The organism is Pseudomonas kermanshahensis, assembly GCF_014269205.2.
GTDB lineage: Bacteria > Pseudomonadota > Gammaproteobacteria > Pseudomonadales > Pseudomonadaceae > Aquipseudomonas > Aquipseudomonas kermanshahensis.
Genome location: NZ_JABWRY020000001.1, coordinates 2,515,433 through 2,535,837, shown reverse-complemented (window position 1 = coordinate 2,535,837; position 20,405 = coordinate 2,515,433). Strand labels below are relative to the sequence as shown.

General features: G+C 58.1%; 18 protein-coding genes. 6 read left to right on the top strand and 12 right to left on the bottom strand.

What is annotated here, in order from left to right:
* Position 1: 1 nt before the first annotated feature.
* The 4 genes from HU764_RS11685 to HU764_RS11670 form a co-directional block, all read right to left on the bottom strand.
* On the bottom strand, positions 2-1,090 hold the full coding sequence (locus HU764_RS11685) for a WD40/YVTN/BNR-like repeat-containing protein (protein WP_186702779.1): 1,089 nt from the start codon (positions 1,088-1,090) through the stop codon (positions 2-4).
* Positions 1,091-1,148: 58 nt separating this feature from the next.
* Complete coding sequence (locus HU764_RS11680; protein WP_186702778.1) at positions 1,149-2,513, bottom strand: DUF1329 domain-containing protein; 1,365 nt, start codon at positions 2,511-2,513, stop codon at positions 1,149-1,151.
* 12 nt (positions 2,514-2,525) lie between these two features.
* The gene (locus HU764_RS11675; protein ID WP_186678471.1) at positions 2,526-4,205 is read right to left on the bottom strand and encodes a DUF1302 domain-containing protein; all 1,680 of its coding nucleotides are present in this window, start codon (positions 4,203-4,205) and stop codon (positions 2,526-2,528) included.
* A gap of 370 nt (positions 4,206-4,575) precedes the next feature.
* Positions 4,576-5,046, bottom strand: a complete 471-nt coding sequence (locus HU764_RS11670) for a MarR family winged helix-turn-helix transcriptional regulator (RefSeq protein ID WP_099454190.1) — start codon at positions 5,044-5,046, stop codon at positions 4,576-4,578.
* Positions 5,047-5,331: 285 nt separating this feature from the next.
* On the opposite strand from HU764_RS11670, the gene HU764_RS11665 reads away from it, so the two are divergent.
* Positions 5,332-6,285: a PDR/VanB family oxidoreductase gene (locus HU764_RS11665; protein ID WP_186678468.1), complete on the top strand. Its 954-nt coding sequence runs from the start codon at positions 5,332-5,334 to the stop codon at positions 6,283-6,285.
* A gap of 36 nt (positions 6,286-6,321) precedes the next feature.
* A complete protein-coding gene (locus tag HU764_RS11660) occupies positions 6,322-7,398 on the top strand; it encodes an aromatic ring-hydroxylating oxygenase subunit alpha (RefSeq protein WP_186678467.1) in 1,077 nt (358 codons plus the stop codon).
* A 108-nt stretch (positions 7,399-7,506) separates the two neighbouring features.
* On the opposite strand, the gene HU764_RS11655 is transcribed toward HU764_RS11660, so the two are convergent.
* Entirely contained in the window at positions 7,507-8,427 is a 921-nt protein-coding gene (locus HU764_RS11655) for a LysR substrate-binding domain-containing protein (protein ID WP_186678466.1), read from the bottom strand.
* A gap of 125 nt (positions 8,428-8,552) precedes the next feature.
* On the opposite strand from HU764_RS11655, the gene HU764_RS11650 reads away from it, so the two are divergent.
* The 3 genes from HU764_RS11650 to HU764_RS11640 are packed head-to-tail and all read left to right on the top strand — an operon-like array spanning position 8,553 to position 11,570.
* The gene (locus tag HU764_RS11650) at positions 8,553-9,446 is read left to right on the top strand and encodes a sugar phosphate isomerase/epimerase family protein (protein ID WP_225935634.1); all 894 of its coding nucleotides are present in this window, start codon (positions 8,553-8,555) and stop codon (positions 9,444-9,446) included.
* A complete protein-coding gene (locus HU764_RS11645) occupies positions 9,443-10,222 on the top strand; it encodes an SDR family NAD(P)-dependent oxidoreductase (protein ID WP_186678464.1) in 780 nt (259 codons plus the stop codon). The genes HU764_RS11650 and HU764_RS11645 overlap by 4 nt, the downstream gene beginning before the upstream one ends.
* Before the next feature lie 37 nt (positions 10,223-10,259).
* Positions 10,260-11,570: an MFS transporter gene (locus tag HU764_RS11640; RefSeq protein WP_186678463.1), complete on the top strand. Its 1,311-nt coding sequence runs from the start codon at positions 10,260-10,262 to the stop codon at positions 11,568-11,570.
* Positions 11,571-11,594: 24 nt separating this feature from the next.
* On the opposite strand, the gene arfB is transcribed toward HU764_RS11640, so the two are convergent.
* Positions 11,595-12,008: an alternative ribosome rescue aminoacyl-tRNA hydrolase ArfB gene (arfB, locus tag HU764_RS11635; protein ID WP_085272877.1), complete on the bottom strand. Its 414-nt coding sequence runs from the start codon at positions 12,006-12,008 to the stop codon at positions 11,595-11,597.
* A 27-nt stretch (positions 12,009-12,035) separates the two neighbouring features.
* Entirely contained in the window at positions 12,036-13,229 is a 1,194-nt protein-coding gene (locus tag HU764_RS11630) for an MFS transporter (RefSeq protein ID WP_186678461.1), read from the bottom strand.
* A 192-nt stretch (positions 13,230-13,421) separates the two neighbouring features.
* Between HU764_RS11630 and HU764_RS11625 the strand changes: the two genes are divergently transcribed.
* Positions 13,422-14,369, top strand: a complete 948-nt coding sequence (locus HU764_RS11625) for an AraC family transcriptional regulator (RefSeq protein WP_202885425.1) — start codon at positions 13,422-13,424, stop codon at positions 14,367-14,369.
* Between the two features lie 48 nt (positions 14,370-14,417).
* On the opposite strand, the gene HU764_RS11620 is transcribed toward HU764_RS11625, so the two are convergent.
* The 5 genes from HU764_RS11620 to HU764_RS11600 all read right to left on the bottom strand — a co-directional run bounded on the left by HU764_RS11620 (position 14,418) and on the right by HU764_RS11600 (position 20,400).
* Positions 14,418-16,487 (bottom strand): hybrid sensor histidine kinase/response regulator, encoded by a 2,070-nt coding sequence (locus HU764_RS11620; protein ID WP_186702777.1) that lies wholly within the window; start codon positions 16,485-16,487, stop codon positions 14,418-14,420.
* 257 nt (positions 16,488-16,744) lie between these two features.
* Positions 16,745-18,043: a C4-dicarboxylate transporter DctA gene (dctA, locus tag HU764_RS11615; RefSeq protein WP_099454197.1), complete on the bottom strand. Its 1,299-nt coding sequence runs from the start codon at positions 18,041-18,043 to the stop codon at positions 16,745-16,747.
* A 37-nt stretch (positions 18,044-18,080) separates the two neighbouring features.
* Positions 18,081-19,022 (bottom strand): D-2-hydroxyacid dehydrogenase, encoded by a 942-nt coding sequence (locus HU764_RS11610; RefSeq protein ID WP_186678441.1) that lies wholly within the window; start codon positions 19,020-19,022, stop codon positions 18,081-18,083.
* 38 nt (positions 19,023-19,060) lie between these two features.
* A complete protein-coding gene (locus HU764_RS11605) occupies positions 19,061-19,438 on the bottom strand; it encodes a VOC family protein (RefSeq protein ID WP_186678439.1) in 378 nt (125 codons plus the stop codon).
* The gene (locus HU764_RS11600; protein ID WP_186678437.1) at positions 19,435-20,400 is read right to left on the bottom strand and encodes a hydroxymethylglutaryl-CoA lyase; all 966 of its coding nucleotides are present in this window, start codon (positions 20,398-20,400) and stop codon (positions 19,435-19,437) included. Before HU764_RS11600 ends, HU764_RS11605 begins: the two co-directional genes overlap by 4 nt.
* Positions 20,401-20,405: the final 5 nt, after the last annotated feature.

Sequence of the window (20,405 nt, the reverse complement as noted above, 5' to 3'; positions counted from 1 at the left end):
CTCACTCCGAAGCGGAAACGGTGGGCTGTGGCAGGCGCGAAAGCCCGGAGAACCCCGCGGCAACGAGGCTGCCATCGGCGGCCTGGACGATGCCTGAGACCGGTTTGCGCAATGATTCGGAGACCGGGGTGAATCCCGAGGGAGCGCTTGCAAACAATCCGCCCGCTTGATTGGCCAGCAGCACGCGACCATCGTTTAGAACACTGGCATCACTGAAGGACACCGGCGCCAGGGTCGGCAACGCTTCGGCGCGCCCGGCCCCGGGCGCCAGGACAAACGCGTGGCCTTTGAGCCCGCCAATGAGCAGTGCACCGTCGCCGCGCGCTGCCAAGGTGAACAGCGTGCCGGCATAGGGGCTGCTTATCTGTTCGAAGTGTTCTCCGTCCAGCGCCCGCGCTAAGTAGCCCTGCTCGCCGGCCAGCACCAAGTCATTACCTTGGTACGCCACGGCATACAGGTGCAGGCCCATTGGGTTATCGATCTGGCCCATCGCTGAATGCCAGCTAGCGCCGCCGTCATCGCTGCGCAAAGCCAGGCCGTAGGCACCGACCACCAGCACATGCTTGGTGTCACGGGCTGATAGCGCCAGGAGTGGTTTGTCGGGCCCTTCAGCAAGCAGGCGTTCGGCGGTTTGTACGCGTACTTGCGCCACTTCGTCATCCGCCTGGTTCGACAGCGCGCTTTGCGCTGCCTGCAATTCAAGCTGCGCTGCACGCAGGCCATCGAGCTGAAGTCGCCAGCTTTCGCCACCGTCGCCCGTCCCCAGTACCACACCACCATGGCCCACGGCCCAGCCGACATTGGCATCGGCAAACTGCACTGCGGTGAGCCCCACCGATACCGGCACGCTGGCTTGACGCCAATGCTCGCCGTTGTCATCGGATAGCAGGATCAGACCGCGTTCACCTACCGCCACCAGGCGCTGGCCCGCCAAGGCCAGGGCAGTGAAAACCCCGCGCTGAGGGTTGGCAACCTTGGCCGCCGGGCTCTGTAGTACGTCGCCGACCACCAGCCCTTGAGCCAGGCAATAAGGCGCAAAAGGCATAAGGAGGGCCAACAACAGGCCACTCAACTGACGCAGTGTGTTCATATCTACCTCGATTCTGTCGCAGGAGGGGAAGGCGCTATGCACCCTCCCCTGAACATCGTCAGCGCACGCCGCGCCCGGCCATTGCGGCAGGTGAGAATTCAGCAGGTTTGTAACGTTCAACCGAGGCGTACTGCTGAGCTTTGCCGGTGTATACGTTCTGGATGAACCAGGCACCGGACACCAGGTCGTAGAAGCCCGAAGACAACTGGGCCACCGCCGGTAGGTCTGGCATCACCGCAGGCAGCGACCACAGGGTCTTGGCCAACTGGCCATTGGCGTCCCAGCGGTCACCGAGCATGGCTTGCCATGTGTCCTCGTCGAGGTAGTACCGCCCTTTGGGCAACTGGTGACGCTTGCCGGGTGCAAGTTCGGCGTCTACCACCCACACACGATGGAGCTCCCAGCGCACTTGATCGGGGTTCAGGTGATGTTTGTCGAACAGCTCTTCAGGCTTGCCGGCAGCCTGGACCTTGTTGGTGTTGTAGGGGATGTACATCTCTTGCTTGCCCACCAACTTCCAGTTGAAGCGGTCCAGCCGACCTTGGAACACACTCAGCTCATCGAACGACATCACGCCTGCAGTCGCCGGCGTAGGAGTGTCGCAGCAGGCGTTGGGCAGCTTGCGCACTCGTCGCTGGCCGGTCAGGTAGACGTGCGCCTCTGACTTGTCGCCATTGAGGTTGGTACGTCCCATGATTTGTTCGCCTGCCCGCAATGGCGGGCCAACGTTGAGCAGGCGGAACAGCCAATAGTCACCGTCGAAGCTGGCGGCGTTACCATCCTTGTAGTAATACGGCATCTCCTGCACCGCTTTGCCGTCAGTGGTGAGCACTTGAGCACCATCGGCGGTGATCAGGTAATGCCGGAAATCCATCGCCAGTGACGTGCCGCGCCAGTTGAGGATGTGGTTCCACATCGCCTCTGTGCCGTCTTTCGGGATCGGGAACGGAATACCGCCGTAGGCACCTTCGGGCACAAGGCCTGCACTGCTTTGCACCAGCTTGGCGTGCTTGGCATTGTTCAGGGTGTTGTCGTACACCCATTGCGGAGCTGCAGCGCTGCGCCGGGTTGGATAAACGTCGATGCGATAGGTATCCGGGTAACGCTTGAACATGGCTTTGGTGCCATCGCTGAGTTTGGCCGCGTACTGGTCCATGTTCTTGCTAGTGATGCTGAACAGCGGTTTGTCAGCGGCAAACGGATCGCCGCGCTTGCCACCCTCTTTGAACGCGGGGTCCACCTTGGTGTAGCCGCCGTCCCAGGCCGGAATGCTGCCGTCGGCGTTACCGGCGCGCTCAGCGCCCAGCGGCGTCAGTTGCTTGCCCAGATCATCCGGGCCAGCGGCTTGCGCGGGTTGCAAACTGAGCGCGGCAGCGCCGAGCAGGGCCACACAAAAGTGCTTGAGTGAGAAAGGAATGTTCATGCACGCGTCCCCTCAGAATGTTGTTTTGACCGAGAAGGCCAGGTAGTCCCGGTCTTTCAGTGATTGTTTGAACGTAAACTGGCTGGCGGCGTTGAGGTTGGTGTCCTCTGGGCCGTAGTAGTGGGTGTAGGTCAGGCCGAAGGTGACTCGGTCCAGGTAGGTGGCACTCAGGCCGATGTTGAAATCGCCACCGCGGTCCGGGCCGAAGCTGCTGATCACCGCCGATTTGCCCATGGGGAAGTAGCTGACGCCCACTGGCACACTGAGGTCGATGCCAGGGAAAATCTGCCGATATGTCGGGCTGTACACCAGCTTGATGCCAACGCCGTCGTCGGTAGCGCTCGGGTCAAGCGCAGCACGGTTCTTGGTGACACTGAGCAAGCGGTTCCAAGCGATTTCGCCGACCAGGCTTGCCTCATTGGCGATGAACGAGGGGCCCAGCGACGCCAGCATGTTGAGGTTCAGGTGCGCCGTGCGGCCCACGGCATAAAGCGGATGGTCGTCATTGTCGGCAACCATGCCCGGCGTAACGGTCTGGCCGTTGGAAACCAGCGGCATATTCCAGCGCATGGAGGCTTCACCGGCGAAGCTGTACTCATTCAGCGTGGTGGCAAAGCTTGCGCCCAGTGCACGGATCTCTTCGGGATAGACCCAGTAGTATTCGCCGATCTGGCCAGTGGCGAAGTTCGGTCCGGTAGCGCTTGGCTTCAAGTACAGCTTGGGGGATTTGTCGTGGTACTGGATGGCGTAAAGGCCGTACTCAACGGTGTCGGCGGTGTAGCGCAACTGCAGGCCGCCCTGCCCCGAGCTCTTGGCTTCTTTGTCGTTGCCGTGGAAAAAGGCTGCCGGGCTGCCGGGGTTGCCGCCCAGAAATGGCGGGAACGGTGCGCCGACAATCAGTCGCTCGTTACCTTCGCCAATGGTGTCGCTCACCGAAAAATAGCTGCCAGCCCCCGGCAAACGGGTTTCTTCCCATTCGAACTGGTAGTAAGCGCCGACTGACAATGCATCGGTCAGTTGATAGGTGGTCGACAGCTGGCTGACCGGCCGGGTGATTTCCTTGAACTGGGTGTTGGGTACCGACACTGCCTTGACCACGTCTACCGGTGCCATACCGCCAGCGATACCGTTGGCGCCGAAGAACAGGCTTTCACCCCAGATCAGCCCGTGGCGGCCCAGACGTACCGAGAGCGCACGGTCGGCCAGATCACCGTTCCAGTAGACAAAGGCATCCAGTAGCTCGCCGTCGCCGCCGTGCAAGTGGCGGGTATCGTCGGTGAATTCGTCGTAGGCAACCGAACGCTGGTTGGCCCGCGTCGGGTCATTGTTGTCGTTGTCTTTCTGGTATTCGGTATCGAACCAGCCCGCGCCACTGATTCGCGCGCCGTATTCGCGGTAGCCAATGTCCAGTTCAGAGAGTACATCCAGGCGGTTGGAGATCAGGCCCTTGTCAAAGTTGCGGTCGCCATCGTCCTGGTTCAACGCCACCGAGCCGCTGCTGAGCTTGCTGCTTTGGTCCTTCAGGCGCCAGGCAGAGCTGTACTTGAGCGTGTTGTCCCACCGCAGACTGAGGTCAGGGTTGTCGGTCTGCACTTCAAACGCCTGGGCACATGGAAGACCGCAGACCAAGGCAGTGGCGAGCGTCAGAGTGAAAGGCGCACGCCGCGCTGCGGCGATGGAGCGAATAGCCATCGAACGAACCCTCTTTTATTGTTTTTGTTGGCAATTTTCTTTGCCACCACGGCCGGACGAGGCGAACGGGATCGATGCGATCGACCTGCCGAGGTGAAGTCAGCTGGCGGGATAGACCAGACGACGGGGACAGGTTGACCTCAGTGCAGGGCTCTGACTAATCGCTTGTTGGGATGTGACCTATCGGCAATCGCGATACTTGTGGCCAAGCATTGAATAGTGCGGTTGCGATGCTCCGAGGGGGGGTATGCCCGCGCAAAGGTGCGAAGGCAGCCTGGAAGGTTGATACCGGAAGGGGGCGCCGGTAGCCGGTAGTGTTATCTCAGGTGCAGCTTGGTCGTCGAACGGATGAAGATCATGGTCATCACGCTCAGGGGTTCTCTGGATCGTAGTCGTTGACGTGAGAGACCTGGCTGTTCAAGCGTCCAAGCAAGTTAATCAAGGTATCGACTTCGGCTGACGAGAGGCCACTCAGCAAGCGACGCTCTCGTTCAAGCGCAACCATCAAGACCCGGTTGTACAACTGCACACCGCTCTCGGTAAGCGAAACGGTGTAGCGCCTTCCGTCAGCAGGATCTACTTCCGTACGAACTCGCCCTGCCACCTCCAGCGCCTGTAGAGAGCGGCTAACAGCACTTTTGTCGAGGCCGATCACCTGGCAGATACGATTCGCCGTTATCCCGCTTTCCACTGCCAGCATGGACAGCATCCTCCACTCCACAACGCCAATCCCGAAGTGTTTTCGATAGCACTGCGAAGCCCCTGAGGAGAGTTTGTTCGACAGAAAATTCAGCAGCGCGGGCACATAGCGGGCGAGGTCTAGCTGGGGGGCTGAGGACATCGAGAGCACACCTTAAATTGGCCTTGAAGAAAATTAGTTGACACCGCAACCAATTGGTCCGAGGATTTACTCAACCGATAGCTGGGGCCAGCCCAGCATGATATGCCGTCACAGCACCTCACAAAAATAATTATCAGGTAGTGCCATGAACACCCGTCACCGAGTCACTTCCCGCGTCCCTGGCTGCAAGCCAGAGCTGCCGCCATTCGCGCCAGGCTGACCTCCTCCCGGTCGATCGTTTACCTGTGAATTTTCAGTAGCCACTTGAATGTGGAGGGATGAGTCATGTTTGAAGTCAACGTCAGCCGCAAGGCAATCGAAGCAGAAGGTGTTTGCAGCTTTGAATTGAGCCCCTTGGATGGCGGATCACTTCCGCCCTATGAAGCCGGTGCCCACATCGACGTTCATGTACCAGGCGGGTTCATTCGCCAGTACTCGCTGTGCAATGACCCACGAGAGCGTAATCGCTATCTCATCAGTGTTCTGAGGGAGCCTAGCTCCCGCGGTGGCTCGCAGGCAATGCACTCAGCTGTAGAGCAAGGTCAAACGCTGACGATCAGTGCGCCACGCAATCTGTTCCAGCTCGACCACCGCGCAAAGCGCCACCTGCTGTTTGCCGGGGGCATTGGTATTACCCCAATCCTGGCCATGGCTTATGAGCTTTCGCATCGCAGCCTGGAGTTCGAGCTTCATTACTGCTTCCGCTCCAGCGACCGTGCAGCATTCGTTAACGCACTTGCTCATGCGCCGTTCGCGGACCGCGTCACTTTCCATGATGACAGCGGCGTGCAGCAGCAAAAACTGAATGCCGCCGCCATTCTCGATAGGGTCGATCAAGGTTGCCATCTGTATGTGTGCGGCCCCACCGGCTTCATGAACCACATTCTGGAAACCGGCGAGGCTGCCGGCTGGCCGCAAGCGCGCATGCATCGGGAGTTCTTTGCGGGCCAGATCAGTGACCAGGGTTCGAACACGCCCTTCGAGGTAGTGCTCGCCAGGAGCGGTAGAGCCTTTGAAATTCCAATCGACCGCAGCGTATTCGAGGTGTTGGACGACGCGGGAATTGAAGTTCAAACATCCTGCGAACAAGGCGTGTGTGGGACATGCGTGACACGCGTGCTGGAGGGTATCCCGGATCACAGGGATCAATTCATGACCGCCGATGAACACGCCAGGAATGATTGCTTCACGCCGTGCTGCTCCCGGGCAAAGTCACCTCGACTCGTACTTGACCTCTGATCTCTAACCAACACATTCACTGCAACGGAGACTCCTATGACTGCCTCTCCCCTTCAGTCACTCGCCCAGGATATTGCACCCGCCAAGCCTTCCACATTCCCGCTCAATCAATGGTATGTGGCTGCGTTGGGCTGGGAACTCAAGGATCGTCCCGTGGGCCGGACCTTGCTGAACACATCAGTCGTGATGTTCCGCACCGCGGATGGCAAGGTGGCGGCACTCGAAGACCGATGCTGTCACAGGGCACTACCGCTGTCTGATGGAACACTTGAAGCCAGCGGCCTTCGCTGCGGCTATCACGGTCTCTTGTTCAATGAAGCCGGTAAATGCATTGAGGTCCCCGGCCAGGAAAAAATACCTAGCAAAGCAAAAGTGGCAGCCTTTCACGTGGTTGAAAAAGACCAGATCGTTTGGATCTGGTTTGGCAGCCCCGAACACCCAGAGCCTATCGATGAACCTCCTGCCTACGATGTTCACACGAATGGGCATTATCTTTTTGAGGGTGACGTGTATCACTACGACGCGCCCTATCAGCTCATACACGACAACTTGATGGATCTAAGCCATTTGGGCTATGTCCACCTACGCACCATTGGCGGCAACGCCAGCGTTCACATGAATGCCCAGATGACGGTAGAAAGTGACGATCATTCGGTTCGCGTTGTTCGACACATGCCTGACTCCGTCCCACCTCCGACCTATATCGCCGCCTACCCATTCAAGGGCACTGTCGATCGCTGGCAGGAAATTGAGTTTCATATCAGCCACTTGCGTATTTGGACCGGCGCTGTAGATGCCGGAACCGAGCCCCTGGACAATCCGCAGCGGGGCGGCTTCCACATGCGCGGCTTCCACGGCGTGACCCCGGAAACCGAAACCACTAGCCATTACTTCTGGACCATCGCCACCAACCCGGAAAGCAATCACGAAGAAGTTAAAGCGAAAGTAGTTGAGCAAACCATGATGACATTTGATGAGGACAAAGTTGTTATCGAATCTCAATACAAGAACCTGTGTCGATTCGGTGAACGGCAGATGATTGATATTCATGTTGACGTCGGTGCCAACAGGGCCCGCCGGATCATAGAAAGGCTTTGTCACGCCACCCGCTGAATGCCCAGTGCATTTATATCGTGCGGTTATCAGGCTACGGGGGCGAGCGGGATCGTCCCCCATCACCACCTGCTGTAGGTCAGTCGATATTGAGGCCCATCCAGTCACTCAGTTTTTGGGCTGCACTTGAGCACACCATTGCCTCAACAGCTCGGCAAAAACAGTCGCCGCCTCTGATAATGGCCGGTCTGTCGGGGACGTCAATCCTATCGGCGCACGAAGCAGTGTGCTGCTGAACGGCAATTGCTGAACTAACCCCATGCGTATATCCAGATCGACCACCCCCCGCTGAACAAACCACACCCCATCGAAATCTTGCACATACACTCGCGAGAATGTCTCGCTCAGAGATTCCTGTATTTGAAATCCCTCAACCCCGCCCTTGGATAATAGAAAATTGTCGACGCTGATCCGCACCAAGGTCCCGTGCGGCGAAACGACGAGCGTGTAGGGGCGCAGATCTTCCAAACCAAGATGACGCTGCCGGGTCAATGGGTGGCCACTGCGTACCACAAGCACCAGATCCTCTTCGTAGAGTGCTTCAAACACCACACCTACCATGTCCCGTCCGATCAAGCGACCCACGATCAAGTCGAGTTCACGCGTTCTCAGCTTGCCCACCAGGTAATCGTAAATACCGGAAGCGACCTGCACCTGAATATGGGGATATCGTTGCCGCATCTGCTCTACGACAGGTGCAAGCATGTAACCAGCAGCAGTCGGTAACGCACCCACTTTCAAAACCTGAGGTGCTTGGGGCACATCTTTCACTTCCTCCATGGCCAGCCGGAAGTTGGCCATGGTCTGAGTGGCATGCTTGCTGAACGCCTCGCCCGCTTGCGTCAGTTGTACCCCTTTTCGCCCACGCACCAGCAACTGGGCGTCCAGTTCCTGCTCAAGCTCCTTGATGCTTTTGGATACCGCCGACAGCGTGATGTGAAGAAGCTTGGCAGCCGTCACAAGGCTGCCAGAGCTAACGACTGCGAGGAACACCCTGAAATGACGAAGACTGATGGGTGATGGCTTCATTCAACACCTCTGTTTATCAACCCACAGGTTAACCAAAGGTGGCTTTTATATCAATTTAATGAACCAGCTGTTTGATTTAGCATCCAGCCACCCCACCACCTAGGGGTGTGATTAAGGTGCTGTATATGACACAACAAAAAACGCCGCGTTTAGGCGTCTCCAGCGCTTCGCTGCCTACGCTTTCCCCAGAACACCTTGTCGAGCACTTAGCGCGGGAAGGCTACCAAGGTGTGGAATGGCGGGTGGCAAATGTCGATAACCTGGATGCTGGGCGCCCATGGGACGCGCGAAGCAATAACCGCTGTACCGTGCCTCCCACTCATCAGGCTATTGATCGCATTTACCGTCACTGCCAGTCGCACGGCCTCGAGATTTTTGGGCTAAGCCCTTACCTGGCTGTCGGGGACATTGAAAATGCGCGTCTCCTCATTGACCTGGCCGCTCAAGCAGGTCAAGCCCGACTTCGACTCTGGGGCCCTGGCTACGAGAATCAGCGTTATGCCGCCGGCTATTCGACTATGCGCCGCTTCCTCGATGACATTGTCCCGCTCGCCGAAAAAGCAGGTATTCAGCTCGCGCTTGAAGTCCACCAACGAACCATCTGCTCTAGCCCTTCGCTTGCAATGCGAATCGCTGAGCACTATCCGGCGCAGCAGCTGGGCATCATTTACGACCTAGGCAACCTCGCAATCGAGGGGCGAGAGGACGTGCAGCTGTCGCTGGATCTGATGGGCGATTACCTCGCTCACGTGCAAGTTAAAAATGTGGCGTACGTTCCGCAGGCCCCTGGCGAGGGCTGGCGCTGGGAATGGTGCCCGCCGGATGAGGGGGTGCTACCGCTTCAATCCATGCTGAAAACGCTCCGAAAAAACGGTTTCGACGACTGGATCTCAATTGAGGATTTTGACTCGAGCCACACCGACGTATCGAAGCTGTCCCGGAACCGGGATCTTGTGCGTCGCTACATGAATATGACCACCGTCGCTTGCGAAACAAGCCCTGAGGTACCGTGCCCATGAATACAACACATGAAAATCGCCGCGTTGCACTCGTCACCGGCGCCGCTGGAGAACTGGGGCGGGCAATCTGCATTCGCTTGGCCAAAGATGGAATGCACATTGCGGCCGCTGATATCGACTTGGAAGCGACTCAGGGCTTCTTGAAACAGCTTCAACTGGCGCCCGGCCAATGTGCCGTTGCAGTCCAGGCTGATCTTGGCATCCCCGCGTCGATCCGTGAAATGGTCGAGCAGGTGGGTCAGCAGTTTGGTCGCATCGACGTTGTGGTCAACAACGCTGCCGTTAACCACCGAGGTTCTATCTACGACTTCGACGTCGCGAAGTGGGATCACATGATGGCTGTAAACCTCCGCGCTCCGGCGTTGATTTGCCAGCACGTCGCCCCCTACTGGCAGCGACAAGCAAGTGGTCGAGTAATCAACATGGTGTCGCGATGCTGGGTAGCGGGCGGACCTCCTGCCTATGTGGCGTGCAAGGCTGGCTTGGTGGGCCTGACACGATCGATGGCTCGAGAATTAGCCGACTACAACGTCACCGTAAATGCCATTGCGCCAGGCCTCTTACCCTCCGCATTCACACTGGATGGACGTGATGCAGAGAGCTTTGAGCGAATGGCGCAGGGGTCTATCAGCAATACCCCACTGAAGCGTCTGGCCACGCCAGAGGATATTGCTGGAACTACTTCTTATTTGGCTTCTGGGGACGCCGGATTCGTAACCGCCGAAGTCATTCATGTCTGCGGCGGTAGCCAGCTGGCACCATTTGGCAGCCGCTGAGTTCTCTTGAAAAAACAATTACAAGAAAGGTGTCACCATGCATTCAGATGCCACAAACCACCGGCGCATGGCCCGCAGAGCTGCATTCGGCAGCTTCCTGGGTAGCGTCGTCGAGTACTACGACTTCTTCATTTACGGCTCTGCCGCAGCCTTGGTTTTCAGCACCCTCTTCTTCCCCTCCAATGACCCTATGGCGGGTACGCTTGCTGCGCTTGCCACCTTCGGCGTTGGCTACATAGCGCGCCCAATCGGCGCATTGGTTTGCGGTCACCTGGGCGACAAGTGGGGCCGGAAGCAAGTACTGATGATGACGCTGCTGCTGATGGGTCTCGCAACATTCACCATCGGCCTTCTGCCAACTTACGCGACAGTGGGTGCGTGGGCACCAGCGCTGTTGGTTTTATGCCGTTTGCTTCAAGGGTTTTCTGCAGGTGGAGAACAGGTGGGTGCCAGCTTGCTGACCATGGAGCATGCTCCGGGTAAAAGTAAAGGGTTCTACACAAGCTGGTTGATCAATGGCGCCTCCATGGGGTCGATCCTCGCCACCTCAGTGTTCATCCCGCTCTCCATGTTGAGTGAAGAGCAGCTTCTGAGCTGGGGATGGCGCATTCCGTTCTTGCTCAGCGCAGTAATGGTCGTGATCACGTGGATTATCCGTCGCGGCGTTGAAGAAAGTCCCGAGTTCAAAGCAAGCAAACCTGCCAGTGACCTTCCGCCTGTCGTCGACCTCATGCGCAACGAACGTCGCGCATTCTTTACTGTATTTTGCTGCGCATTGATCTGTTCGGTTTCCTCCCTTGTGATGATATTTGGCCTCTCCTGGGCCACCAATAACCAAGGGATCGATCGGCCCTCAATGCTTACTGCGATTGCAGCCAGTCAGGCGGTAGCGTTGGTGTGTCAGCCCTTGTTCGGGCTGTTGGGTGACCGAATTGGGCGCAAGACAATCTTCACGGTGGGCGCATTCGCTTGCAGTGCAGGGGTATTCTTCTTCCTCTGGTCAATCACCACCGGAAGCATTGGTCTGATCATCTTCAGCACTGTTGTACTCAAATCTTTGCTTTACAGCGCCCCTAATGCCCTGTGGCCTTCGTTCTATGCAGAGATGTTCAGCATCCGTGTGCGCTATACCGGTGTCGGCTTAGCCACCCAGCTGAGTTTCATCGTTGCCGGTTTCTCACCTAGTCTGTGCTACGCACTCATGTCCAACGGTAGCGACTGGGTCCCGGTCGCGTGCTTCATTGGTGGCCTCGCCTTGGTAGCGGCAATCGCAGCCCTGTCATCCAGGCCTGCCGCCCTCGCCGCTTCGGCTCCAACTCACAACCTGCAGGCGCAATCACAGCATTGACCCAGAGGTGCTGGCCTAACCGCACTAGAAGTCCACCCTACCCCGACCCGCCTTGACCGTACTCCGCCTGGCTTTTCCTTCGAGGCGGCGGGTCTTCGAGCCGAGGGTCGGCTTGGTGGGGCGGCGTTTCTTCTCGGTCTTGCCGGCACTGATGATCAACTCGGCAAGACGCGCCAGTGCGTCAGCACGGTTCTGCTCCTGGGTGCGATACTGCTGGCCCTTGATGATCAACACGCCGTCACCGGTGATGCGGCTGTCACGCAGCGCCAGCAGCCGCTCCTTGTAGAACTCGGGCAACGATGAGGCACGGATGTCGAAGCGCAGGTGCACGGCGCTGGACACCTTGTTGACATTCTGCCCACCCGCGCCTTGCGCGCGGATGTATGTCAGTTCGATTTCGGCATCCGGCAGATGCACGTTATTGGAGATGGTTAGCATGACTGGCCCTTGTAGTTGCCCCCATTATCACCGCCTGCGCCGATCTCCCATAGCGTTTGTGATAACACTCAGCGTGGCTGCGATGAGCAAGAATACGCCACTGGCCATAAAGGTAGCCCGGTAACCGGCCCCGTCGTACAGCAAGCCGCCCACTGTGGCACCAGCTGTGATCGCCAACTGAATCACCGCAACCATCAAGCCACCACCGGCTTCTGCATTGTGCGGCAGCGCCTTGGCCAACCAGGTAAACCACCCCACGGGTGCACACGTTGCGATCAGTCCCCAAAGGCCGAGCAAAAACGCGACTGGAACCACCCAGGTACCCACTGCGATCACGGCGAATGCGATAGCGCTCATGATCAGCGGGATTCCCACCAAAATCCTGTTCAGGTCTCGGTTAACAAGCGCGCCCACCAACAGGGTGCCTAGCAAACCTGCGGCACCAATGACCAACAGCAGGAGCGAGAGCGTGGGCAGGTCGACAAGCGTGACCGTCTCCAGGAAAGGCCGCAGATACGTGAAGAGTGCGAACTGTCCCATGAACAGGAAAGCTACTGCACCCATGCCAAGGGCGATCTTGCAGTCACCCAGCAAGCGCAGGGGGCCGAAGGCCGATACCTGAGTGCGCTGGCTCGGCATAGCCGGCAGCGTGAAGGCCTGCCAGATCAACGCCAATGCAGCCAACGGCACGACGCAAAAGAACGCCCCTCTCCAGCCAATCAAGCCGCCCAGGTAGCTCCCAACGGGCGCCGCGATGGCCGTGGCCAACGCAGTACCGCCCTGCATCACGGCAATAGCCCGCGCAATGAGGGCCTCTGGCGCGATGCGCATCATTACAGCAGTGGACATCGACCAGTAACCGCCAATGGCAATTCCAAGCACCGCGCGCCCTACCATCAACGTCAGGTAGTTTGGGGCAAACGCCACCACCGCGCCAGAAACCAGCATGAGCGCAGTTGTGGCCAACAGCACAGGCTTGCGGTCGATCCCCTGGGTCATGGTTGCAAGCAACAGGCTGGTGATGACAGCAAAGAAACCGGAGATTGAAATGGCCTGCCCGGCTTGGCCTTCAGTCAGTGACAACTCGGACGCGATCGGCGTGAGCAAGCTCACCGGCAGGAACTCTGAAGCCACCAGGGCAAAAGCACATAGTGACATCGCCAGGACAGCGCCCCAGACGTGACGGCTTGAGTGTTGAAGGGGTATTGCTGGGCTGTTCATAGCGGTTCTCGTTGTATCAATCTCAAAGTGCACGGGCCTCAACTGCCGCCAATATTCCTCGCATAAACCAGCACACCAGTAGAGCAAACGGGTAGTTTTCTTGCCTAAATGTCCAGCCCCTGGTCACCGGACATGGACAGGGGAAGTGACATGAAAGTAATGTTTTGCCATACGATGATCGGAACCCACGCCATGGCCACCCACGCATTAACGCCTTCAAGCACGAACCCAATGGCCACGCTGTGCAGGGTCATCGGCGCGCACGCGCCCACTGCGGGCGATTTCCCGACAGGCATTGCAGACCTGAGCGTGTACCGACGTAACGCCCCAGCCCCACCGATCACCTGCATCGTCGAGCCGAGCATCGTGCTGGTCGTGCAGGGCGCCAAGGAAATGGTCATCGGCAGCGACGTGTTCCCCTACGATACGACTCGCTTCCTGGTCACCTCGCTGAACATACCCGCCAACTCAGCGGTGACGATGGCCAGCGATGCAGCGCCCTGTCTCGGCCTGGTATTCAAGCTCGACCTGCGCACGCTGGCGGAGCTGATCGCGCACGATGGTCGTCTTCCTGTGAACGGTCAGTCCTTCCATACCAGCGCTGGCGTGGGTGAACTGAGCCCGAAATTGTTGGAGAGCTTCGCCCGTCTGATTCAGCTGCTAGAGGAGCCGGATGCGATACCGGTGCTCTGGCCCCTGATTCAACGAGAGATCCACTATCGTTTGCTGTTGAGTAACCAGGCCCCTCTACTGCGCTATATCGCTTCCGTAGGCAGCAAGGGCCATCGAATTGCCAAAGCCATCGACTGGATGAAGCTGAACTACGCCGCGCCTTTGCGAGTGGACGAGCTGGCCTCCCAGGTGCAGATGGGGCTCTCCACCTTCCATCAGCATTTCCGTCAGCTCACCGCCATGAGCCCGCTGCAGTATCAGAAATGGCTGAGGTTGAACGAGGCGAAACGGTTGATGCTCAACGAAGACTTAGATGCTGCCACCGCTGCCTTCAAGGTCGGCTACGAGAGCCCCTCGCAGTTCAGCCGCGAGTACGGGCGCCAGTTCGGCATGCCGCCCAAACGTGATATCGCAGAGCTGCGCCTAAGCGCGGAGAGAACAGCTATCTCCACGCCTATCGTGGCGTGAACCCCGACGCGGGATAAACCGCCCAAGCTGCGATACTACAAGTACCGATTAGCTACGCTTGAGCAAAGCATTAACGTTCAACGTCAACGCTTCAAGCGTGAACGGTTTCGTCAGCACAGCCGTGTTGGGCTCAAGCTGGGCATTGTCCAAGACGTGCGGCTGCGCATACCCAGTCATGAACAAGACCGGAAGCCCCGACCGAGTACAGCGCCCGGCATCGGCCATCTGCCTGCCGTCAATGCCTCCTGGGAGGCCAATGTCGGTCACCAGCAAATCGATGCGGGTATCCGAACGCAGTAATTGAAGGCCCGCTAGACTGTCGGCGGCCTCAATGACGATATAGCCGCAGTTACCCAGCGCTTCACTCACAAACATGCGGACGGAGGGCTCATCATCGACGACCAATACCGTCTCGCCTGGCAAGGCCATTGGCGATTCAGGCAAGGACTCTGCGCGAGGTGCAGCTTCGACGCTGGCTGCAAGACTGGGTAATTGAAGGAATACCCGGGTTCCTCGCCCCTCTTCCGACTCGATCCTGACCTGCCCGCCCGATTGTTTGGCAAAGCCATAAATCATGGACAGTCCAAGCCCGGTGCCCGCCCCTACGGGTTTGGTCGTGAAGAACGGCTCAAATACTCGAGTGAGCGTTTCGGAACTCATGCCGAGACCGTCGTCGGCGACACAGATTGTGAAGTAGGTGCCAGGCTCCAATTCCGGATCCAGCTCGGCCCCTTGCACCAGTTCCTCGTTGTAGGTCTTGATGGCGATTGACCCTCCGCCTTTCAACGCGTCACGCGCGTTGATGCACAAGTTCAGCAGCGCGTTCTCCACTTGGGCCGGGTCGACCAGGCAGGTACTCGATGTCGCGCGGAGTTCCACCTTGAGTTGAATGGCTGGCCCTACTGTCCGACTTATTAGCTCCTCCATATCGCTGATGAGCGTGTTCACATTGGTATGAACAGGCATCAGTGTCTGGCGGCGAGAGAACGCTAGCAGCCGGTGAGTGAGTGAGGCCGCCCTATTCGCCGCACCGTGGGCCACCGTCAGGTAGCGCTCTACATCAGCTATACGTCCCTGCTTCAAGCGGAGCTTGATCAAATCAAGGCTCCCCGTGATGCCCGCCAGCAGATTGTTGAAGTCGTGTGCGATGCCTCCGGTCAATTGGCCGACCGCTTCCATTTTTTGCGATTGACGCAGCGCTGCTTGCGCCGCTTCTCGCTCGGCCACAGCTTCTTCAACCCTCGCTTCCAAAGTACGGTTGAGCTCAAGCAGCTCCGCCTCGGCATTTCTTCGCGCGGTTACATCGATGGATGAGCCGATCAGCCCCATGACCTCGCCTGCTTCGTCACACAGTGGCGCTTTGACCGAAAGCCAGTAGGTGGCTGTGCCATCCGGCATGTCGACACGTTCTTCGATCTGAACGGCCTGCCCGCCCTGCATAATGTGCCGATCGGTTTCCATTATCTGGCGTGCTTGGGCTTTGTCTTCCAAAAACTCCAAATCGGTTTTGCCCAGGTAGAGCTCCGGTGGCTTGCCAACCAGTTGGGTGACACCATCGTTGGCAACGATCAGCCGCCCCGCTAGATCTTTTGCGTAGACAACACCCGGAACGGCAGCAGTGAAGGTACGAAGCAACGCTGACATCCTGTCGCGCTCAGCTTCTGCTGACCGGCGTGACTCAATGTCCATGAGAACGCCAGGGAACCGAACAGCGCGGCCTTCATCGTCAAGCTCAGCTCTACCATTAGCCTCAATCCAACGGTAGTTGCCATCATGCTGTCTGACGCGGTATTCACACCGGTAGGCCCCCCCGCGGCTCATCGCCTCTTCGATATCGGCAGAGACACGTTCACGGTCGTCAGGGTGAATAGAGGCGAAGGCTTCCTCAATCGGGATACCCGCCAGGCATTTATCTGCTGGAAGTCCAAAAGATCGCGAGAATCGCTCATCCGCAGTCACTTGGTTGTCAAGGATGTTCCACACCCACGTTCCAACGATCGCGCCAGCATCGAGCGCCAATTGCAGGCGCTCCAAAGCGCTCGTCGGAAACGCGGACTCCTGATGGGGTGATGCGGGAGCATCCAAATCTCCTGAAGAGCCGGCGCCTTCGCGATCCATAAATTGCCTCTTTCTTACGCTTATGAGCGACTTGTCACTGGAGGCGATTCTAAAGCGTGATGCCGAGCGATAGCGAGCACAGCGCTTCGCCTTTTGGAAGCGCACTCGCGTGGAGTACATTTGTACTCCACGCGGAATATCTCATATAGCGCTTACACCGGAACGGCTGAGGCATGCTCGCCTCATACCTGAAAAGTTACGCGCCAGCCCGCCTGCTACCTGTGCGTGGCAGGCATTAGGAAGGCCAGCACGTAAACCTAGCCCAGCTCGCGTTTGAGTTGTTCTTGATCGAGAACACCTTCCCAGCGAGCCACAAACAGTGCGGCGACACCGTTACCAATCACATTGATCAGTGCACCGCCTTCAGAGATGAACCGGTAGACGCCCAGCACCAACACCAGGCCGGCAGCGGGAATGACGTCGATGGAGCCAAGCGTCGCAGCCAGCGTGATAAACGCGCCCCCGGTCACGCTCGCTGCACCCTTGGAAGTCAGCAGCAGGATGAGCAGCAGCGTTATCTGGTGATAGAGCGATACATCGATATCCAGGGCTTGGGCGATAAAGATGGCCAGCACTGTCATGTTGATGCAGCTACCGTCCAGGTTGAAGCAATAGCCTGACGGCACCACCAGGCCCACCGTGGACTTCTCGCAGCCAAGCTTCTCAAGCTTGGTCATGAGTCGCGGCAGCGCGGACTCAGAGGACGATGTGCCGAGCACCAGAAACAGCTCTTCCCTGATGTACTTCAAAAACTTCCAGAGGCGGAAACCAGCCAGCCGAGCGGCAAGGTTCAAGATCACGAACACGAACACAAGGCCGGTCACGTAGTAGCAGATCAGCAGGTTTCCATAGGCCGCGAGCGATCCGATACCGTACTTGCCCACCGTGAATGCCATGCCACCGAAAGCGCCCAGCGGTGCCACGTACATGACGATTTTGAGCATCCGGAAGAACGCTTGAGCAACCAGATCAATCGTCGCCAACAGCGGTTTGCCGATAGGCCCTAGCAGCTGGAGCCCAAAGGCGAACAACACAGAGATAAACAGTACCTGAAGGATCTCGCCGTCAGCGAAGGCGCCAAACACGGTGGTGGGAATGATGTGTGTCAGGAAGCCAACAACGCTTTGATCGTGTGCCGCCTTGGTGTAGCCAGCAATAGCGGATGCATCCAGCGTAGCGGGATCAATGTGCATCCCTACCCCAGGCTTGAACAGGTTTACACCTATCAAGCCAACAATCAGTGCCAAGGTAGTCAAGACTTCGAAATACACGAGAGACTTGAAGCCAATACGACCGATCTTCTTGAGGTTCTGCATGCTGGCGATGCCGCTCACGACGGTGCAGAAGATGATCGGCGCGATCAGCATCTTGATCATCTTGATGAACGTATCGCCTAACGGCTTCATCTGCTCACCCAGACCTGGGCTTATGTGCCCCAGCAGGATACCCAGCAAGATCGCCGCTAAAACCTGCACGTAGAGATGGTGATAAAATGGCTTGCGTTTGATCACCGGGGCGTCAGGAATATCGGATGAAGAGCTGATTGTTTTTGTCATGGCGCTCTACCTGTTCAAGTTGTAAGTGCTAGTGCGGTCAGCAGACCACGTTGATCGGCTTCCCTGCGGCGAAGGCTTGGATGTTCGAAAGCAAGATGTCCTTGAGGCGGGATACGCTGCTCTGGCTTGCCCAGCCGACGTGAGGCGTGATGATGAGATTTGGCAGATGGCAGTTCAGTAATGGGTGATCAGCGCGCGGTGGCTCTCCATCCAGCACATCAAGCGCAACGCCACCGAGGTGACCGGAGTGCAAGGCTTCGAGGAGTGCGTGTTCGTCAATGAGCGACCCACGAGCGGTGTTGATCAACAGGGCTCCGGGCTTCATCTGAGCAAGCTGCGGTGCGCCGATCAGATGCTGGGTTTGCGCGGTCAGCGGGCAGTGCAGCGTAATGGCGTCCGACTGCTGCAGCATGTCTTCGAACGAGACATAACCGTCACGGACAGTGGCCGCGCCGCGATGCTCGGCGAAGATCACCTTCATCTCGAGCGCTGAAGCCAACCGGGCCACCCTACTTCCGATATCACCGCGCCCCACAATACCCAGGGTGGCGCCCCGGATGTCGAGGATCGGCGTACCGTGCACGCAGAAGTGATTGGAGGTGGGCCAGTGACGTGACGCGGCCTCACGGTATTCGAAGAGGCGCCTGCGGAGTGCGAACAGCGAGGCGACAACTGCTTCAGCAACGCTTACAGCTGAGTAAGCCGGTGCATTGCAAACGGTAACGCCCAAATCCCTGCACGCTGCGATGTCGATGCAATCATAACCGGTCGCTGCGACGCAGATCAGCTTCAACCCAGAGAGTTGTTCAAGCTGCACCCGCCCCAATTTCACCTTGTTAGTAATGGCGACCTGGGCATCTGCAAGCGCAGCGACCACCTCGTCAGAGCCAGTGCGCTCGCGGACAGTCCAGCTGTTAGCAAATGTGGGGCGCGGCATGGCAGACGGCAGGCTGGCGCCGTCCAGGAATACGATATTCATGAAGTACCTCTTGTTATTTTGTCAGGACGCGAGCGCGTTCACAGCAGCTCGGAAATCTCGATCAGGTTGAGATCTGGGTCGCGCACGTAGACTGAACGGATAGGCCCAGTGGCGCCCGTGCGCTGAATGGGCCCTTCAACGATCGGCCACGCCTGGGCCTGCAGATGTGCAATCACCTGTTCTAGACCGACGCTGGCGATGAAGCACAAGTCCAATGCGCCAGGAACGGGCAGATGGGCCTTCGGCTCGAACTCCTGACCGCGGACGTGGACATTGATCTTCTGATTGCCAAAACAGAACGCCAGGCGCCCTGCCCCGAAGGTCTCGATGCGCATGCCCATGACGCGGACATAGAAGTCTTTGCACGCCTCGACATCAATGGTGGTAAGTACCAGATGGTCCAGGTGGTCAATCACTTCGCCCCCTCCGGTATCGCCGACACGACTTGCTTGGTCATGTTGTGGACGTGATCAGGGATGGGATGCAGGTTCAGGCGCTTACCCGCCTTGAGGATCTGGCTGGGCGTTGAGTGCCCGATCAACCCCGGTAGGCGTGCTGAGGCCAGGAGGATTTTGTCCAAGTCGACGCCGGTGTCGTATCCGATCAGGTCGAGCATATGAACGAGGTCTTCAGTACACACATTGCCACTCGCGCCCGGGGCGTAGGGACAGCCGCCCAGCCCACCGAGTGAAGCGTCAAACCGATCGACCCCGGCCTCGAGTGCGGCCAACGTGTTCGCCAGGGCCATGCCGCGGGTGTTGTGGAAATGTAACGTCACCTGCAGTTCAGGGAAGCGTTTAAGCACTTCAGCTGACAAGGCTTGCACCTGAGAAGGGAACGCCATGCCTGTGGTGTCACACAGCGTAACCCCACGCACACCCAAATTTGCGAAGCGGGCAACCCAGCTCATTACCTCTGAAAACGCCACATCGCCCTGCATCGGACAACCGAATACCGTAGAGAGCGACACGTTCACGGCAACGGGGCCTTGGCCAATAACCGAGACGACTTCCTTCAATTGAGCAAAGGAGTCTTCACGGGTCATGCGCAGATTGGACCTGTTGTGGGGTTCGCTCACCGACATGACCAGATTGGCCTCGTCGATTCCGCAACCCAATGCGCGCTCGGCACCCCGGACATTGGGAACGAGCACCGTATACTCGACTCCGGGCTGGCGTTTGATGCCATGCATCACGGCTTCTGCGTCACGCAGCGCCGGAATCGCCTTGGGCGAGGTAAACGAGGTCACCTCAATTTTGGCGAAGCCGCACTGGCTAAGCGTGTCGATCATCGAAATCTTGTCAGCCGTCTCGATGAAGGTTGATTCGTTCTGGAAGCCGTCACGGGTTGCGACTTCTTGCATAAATAGACGTTTCATCAGGT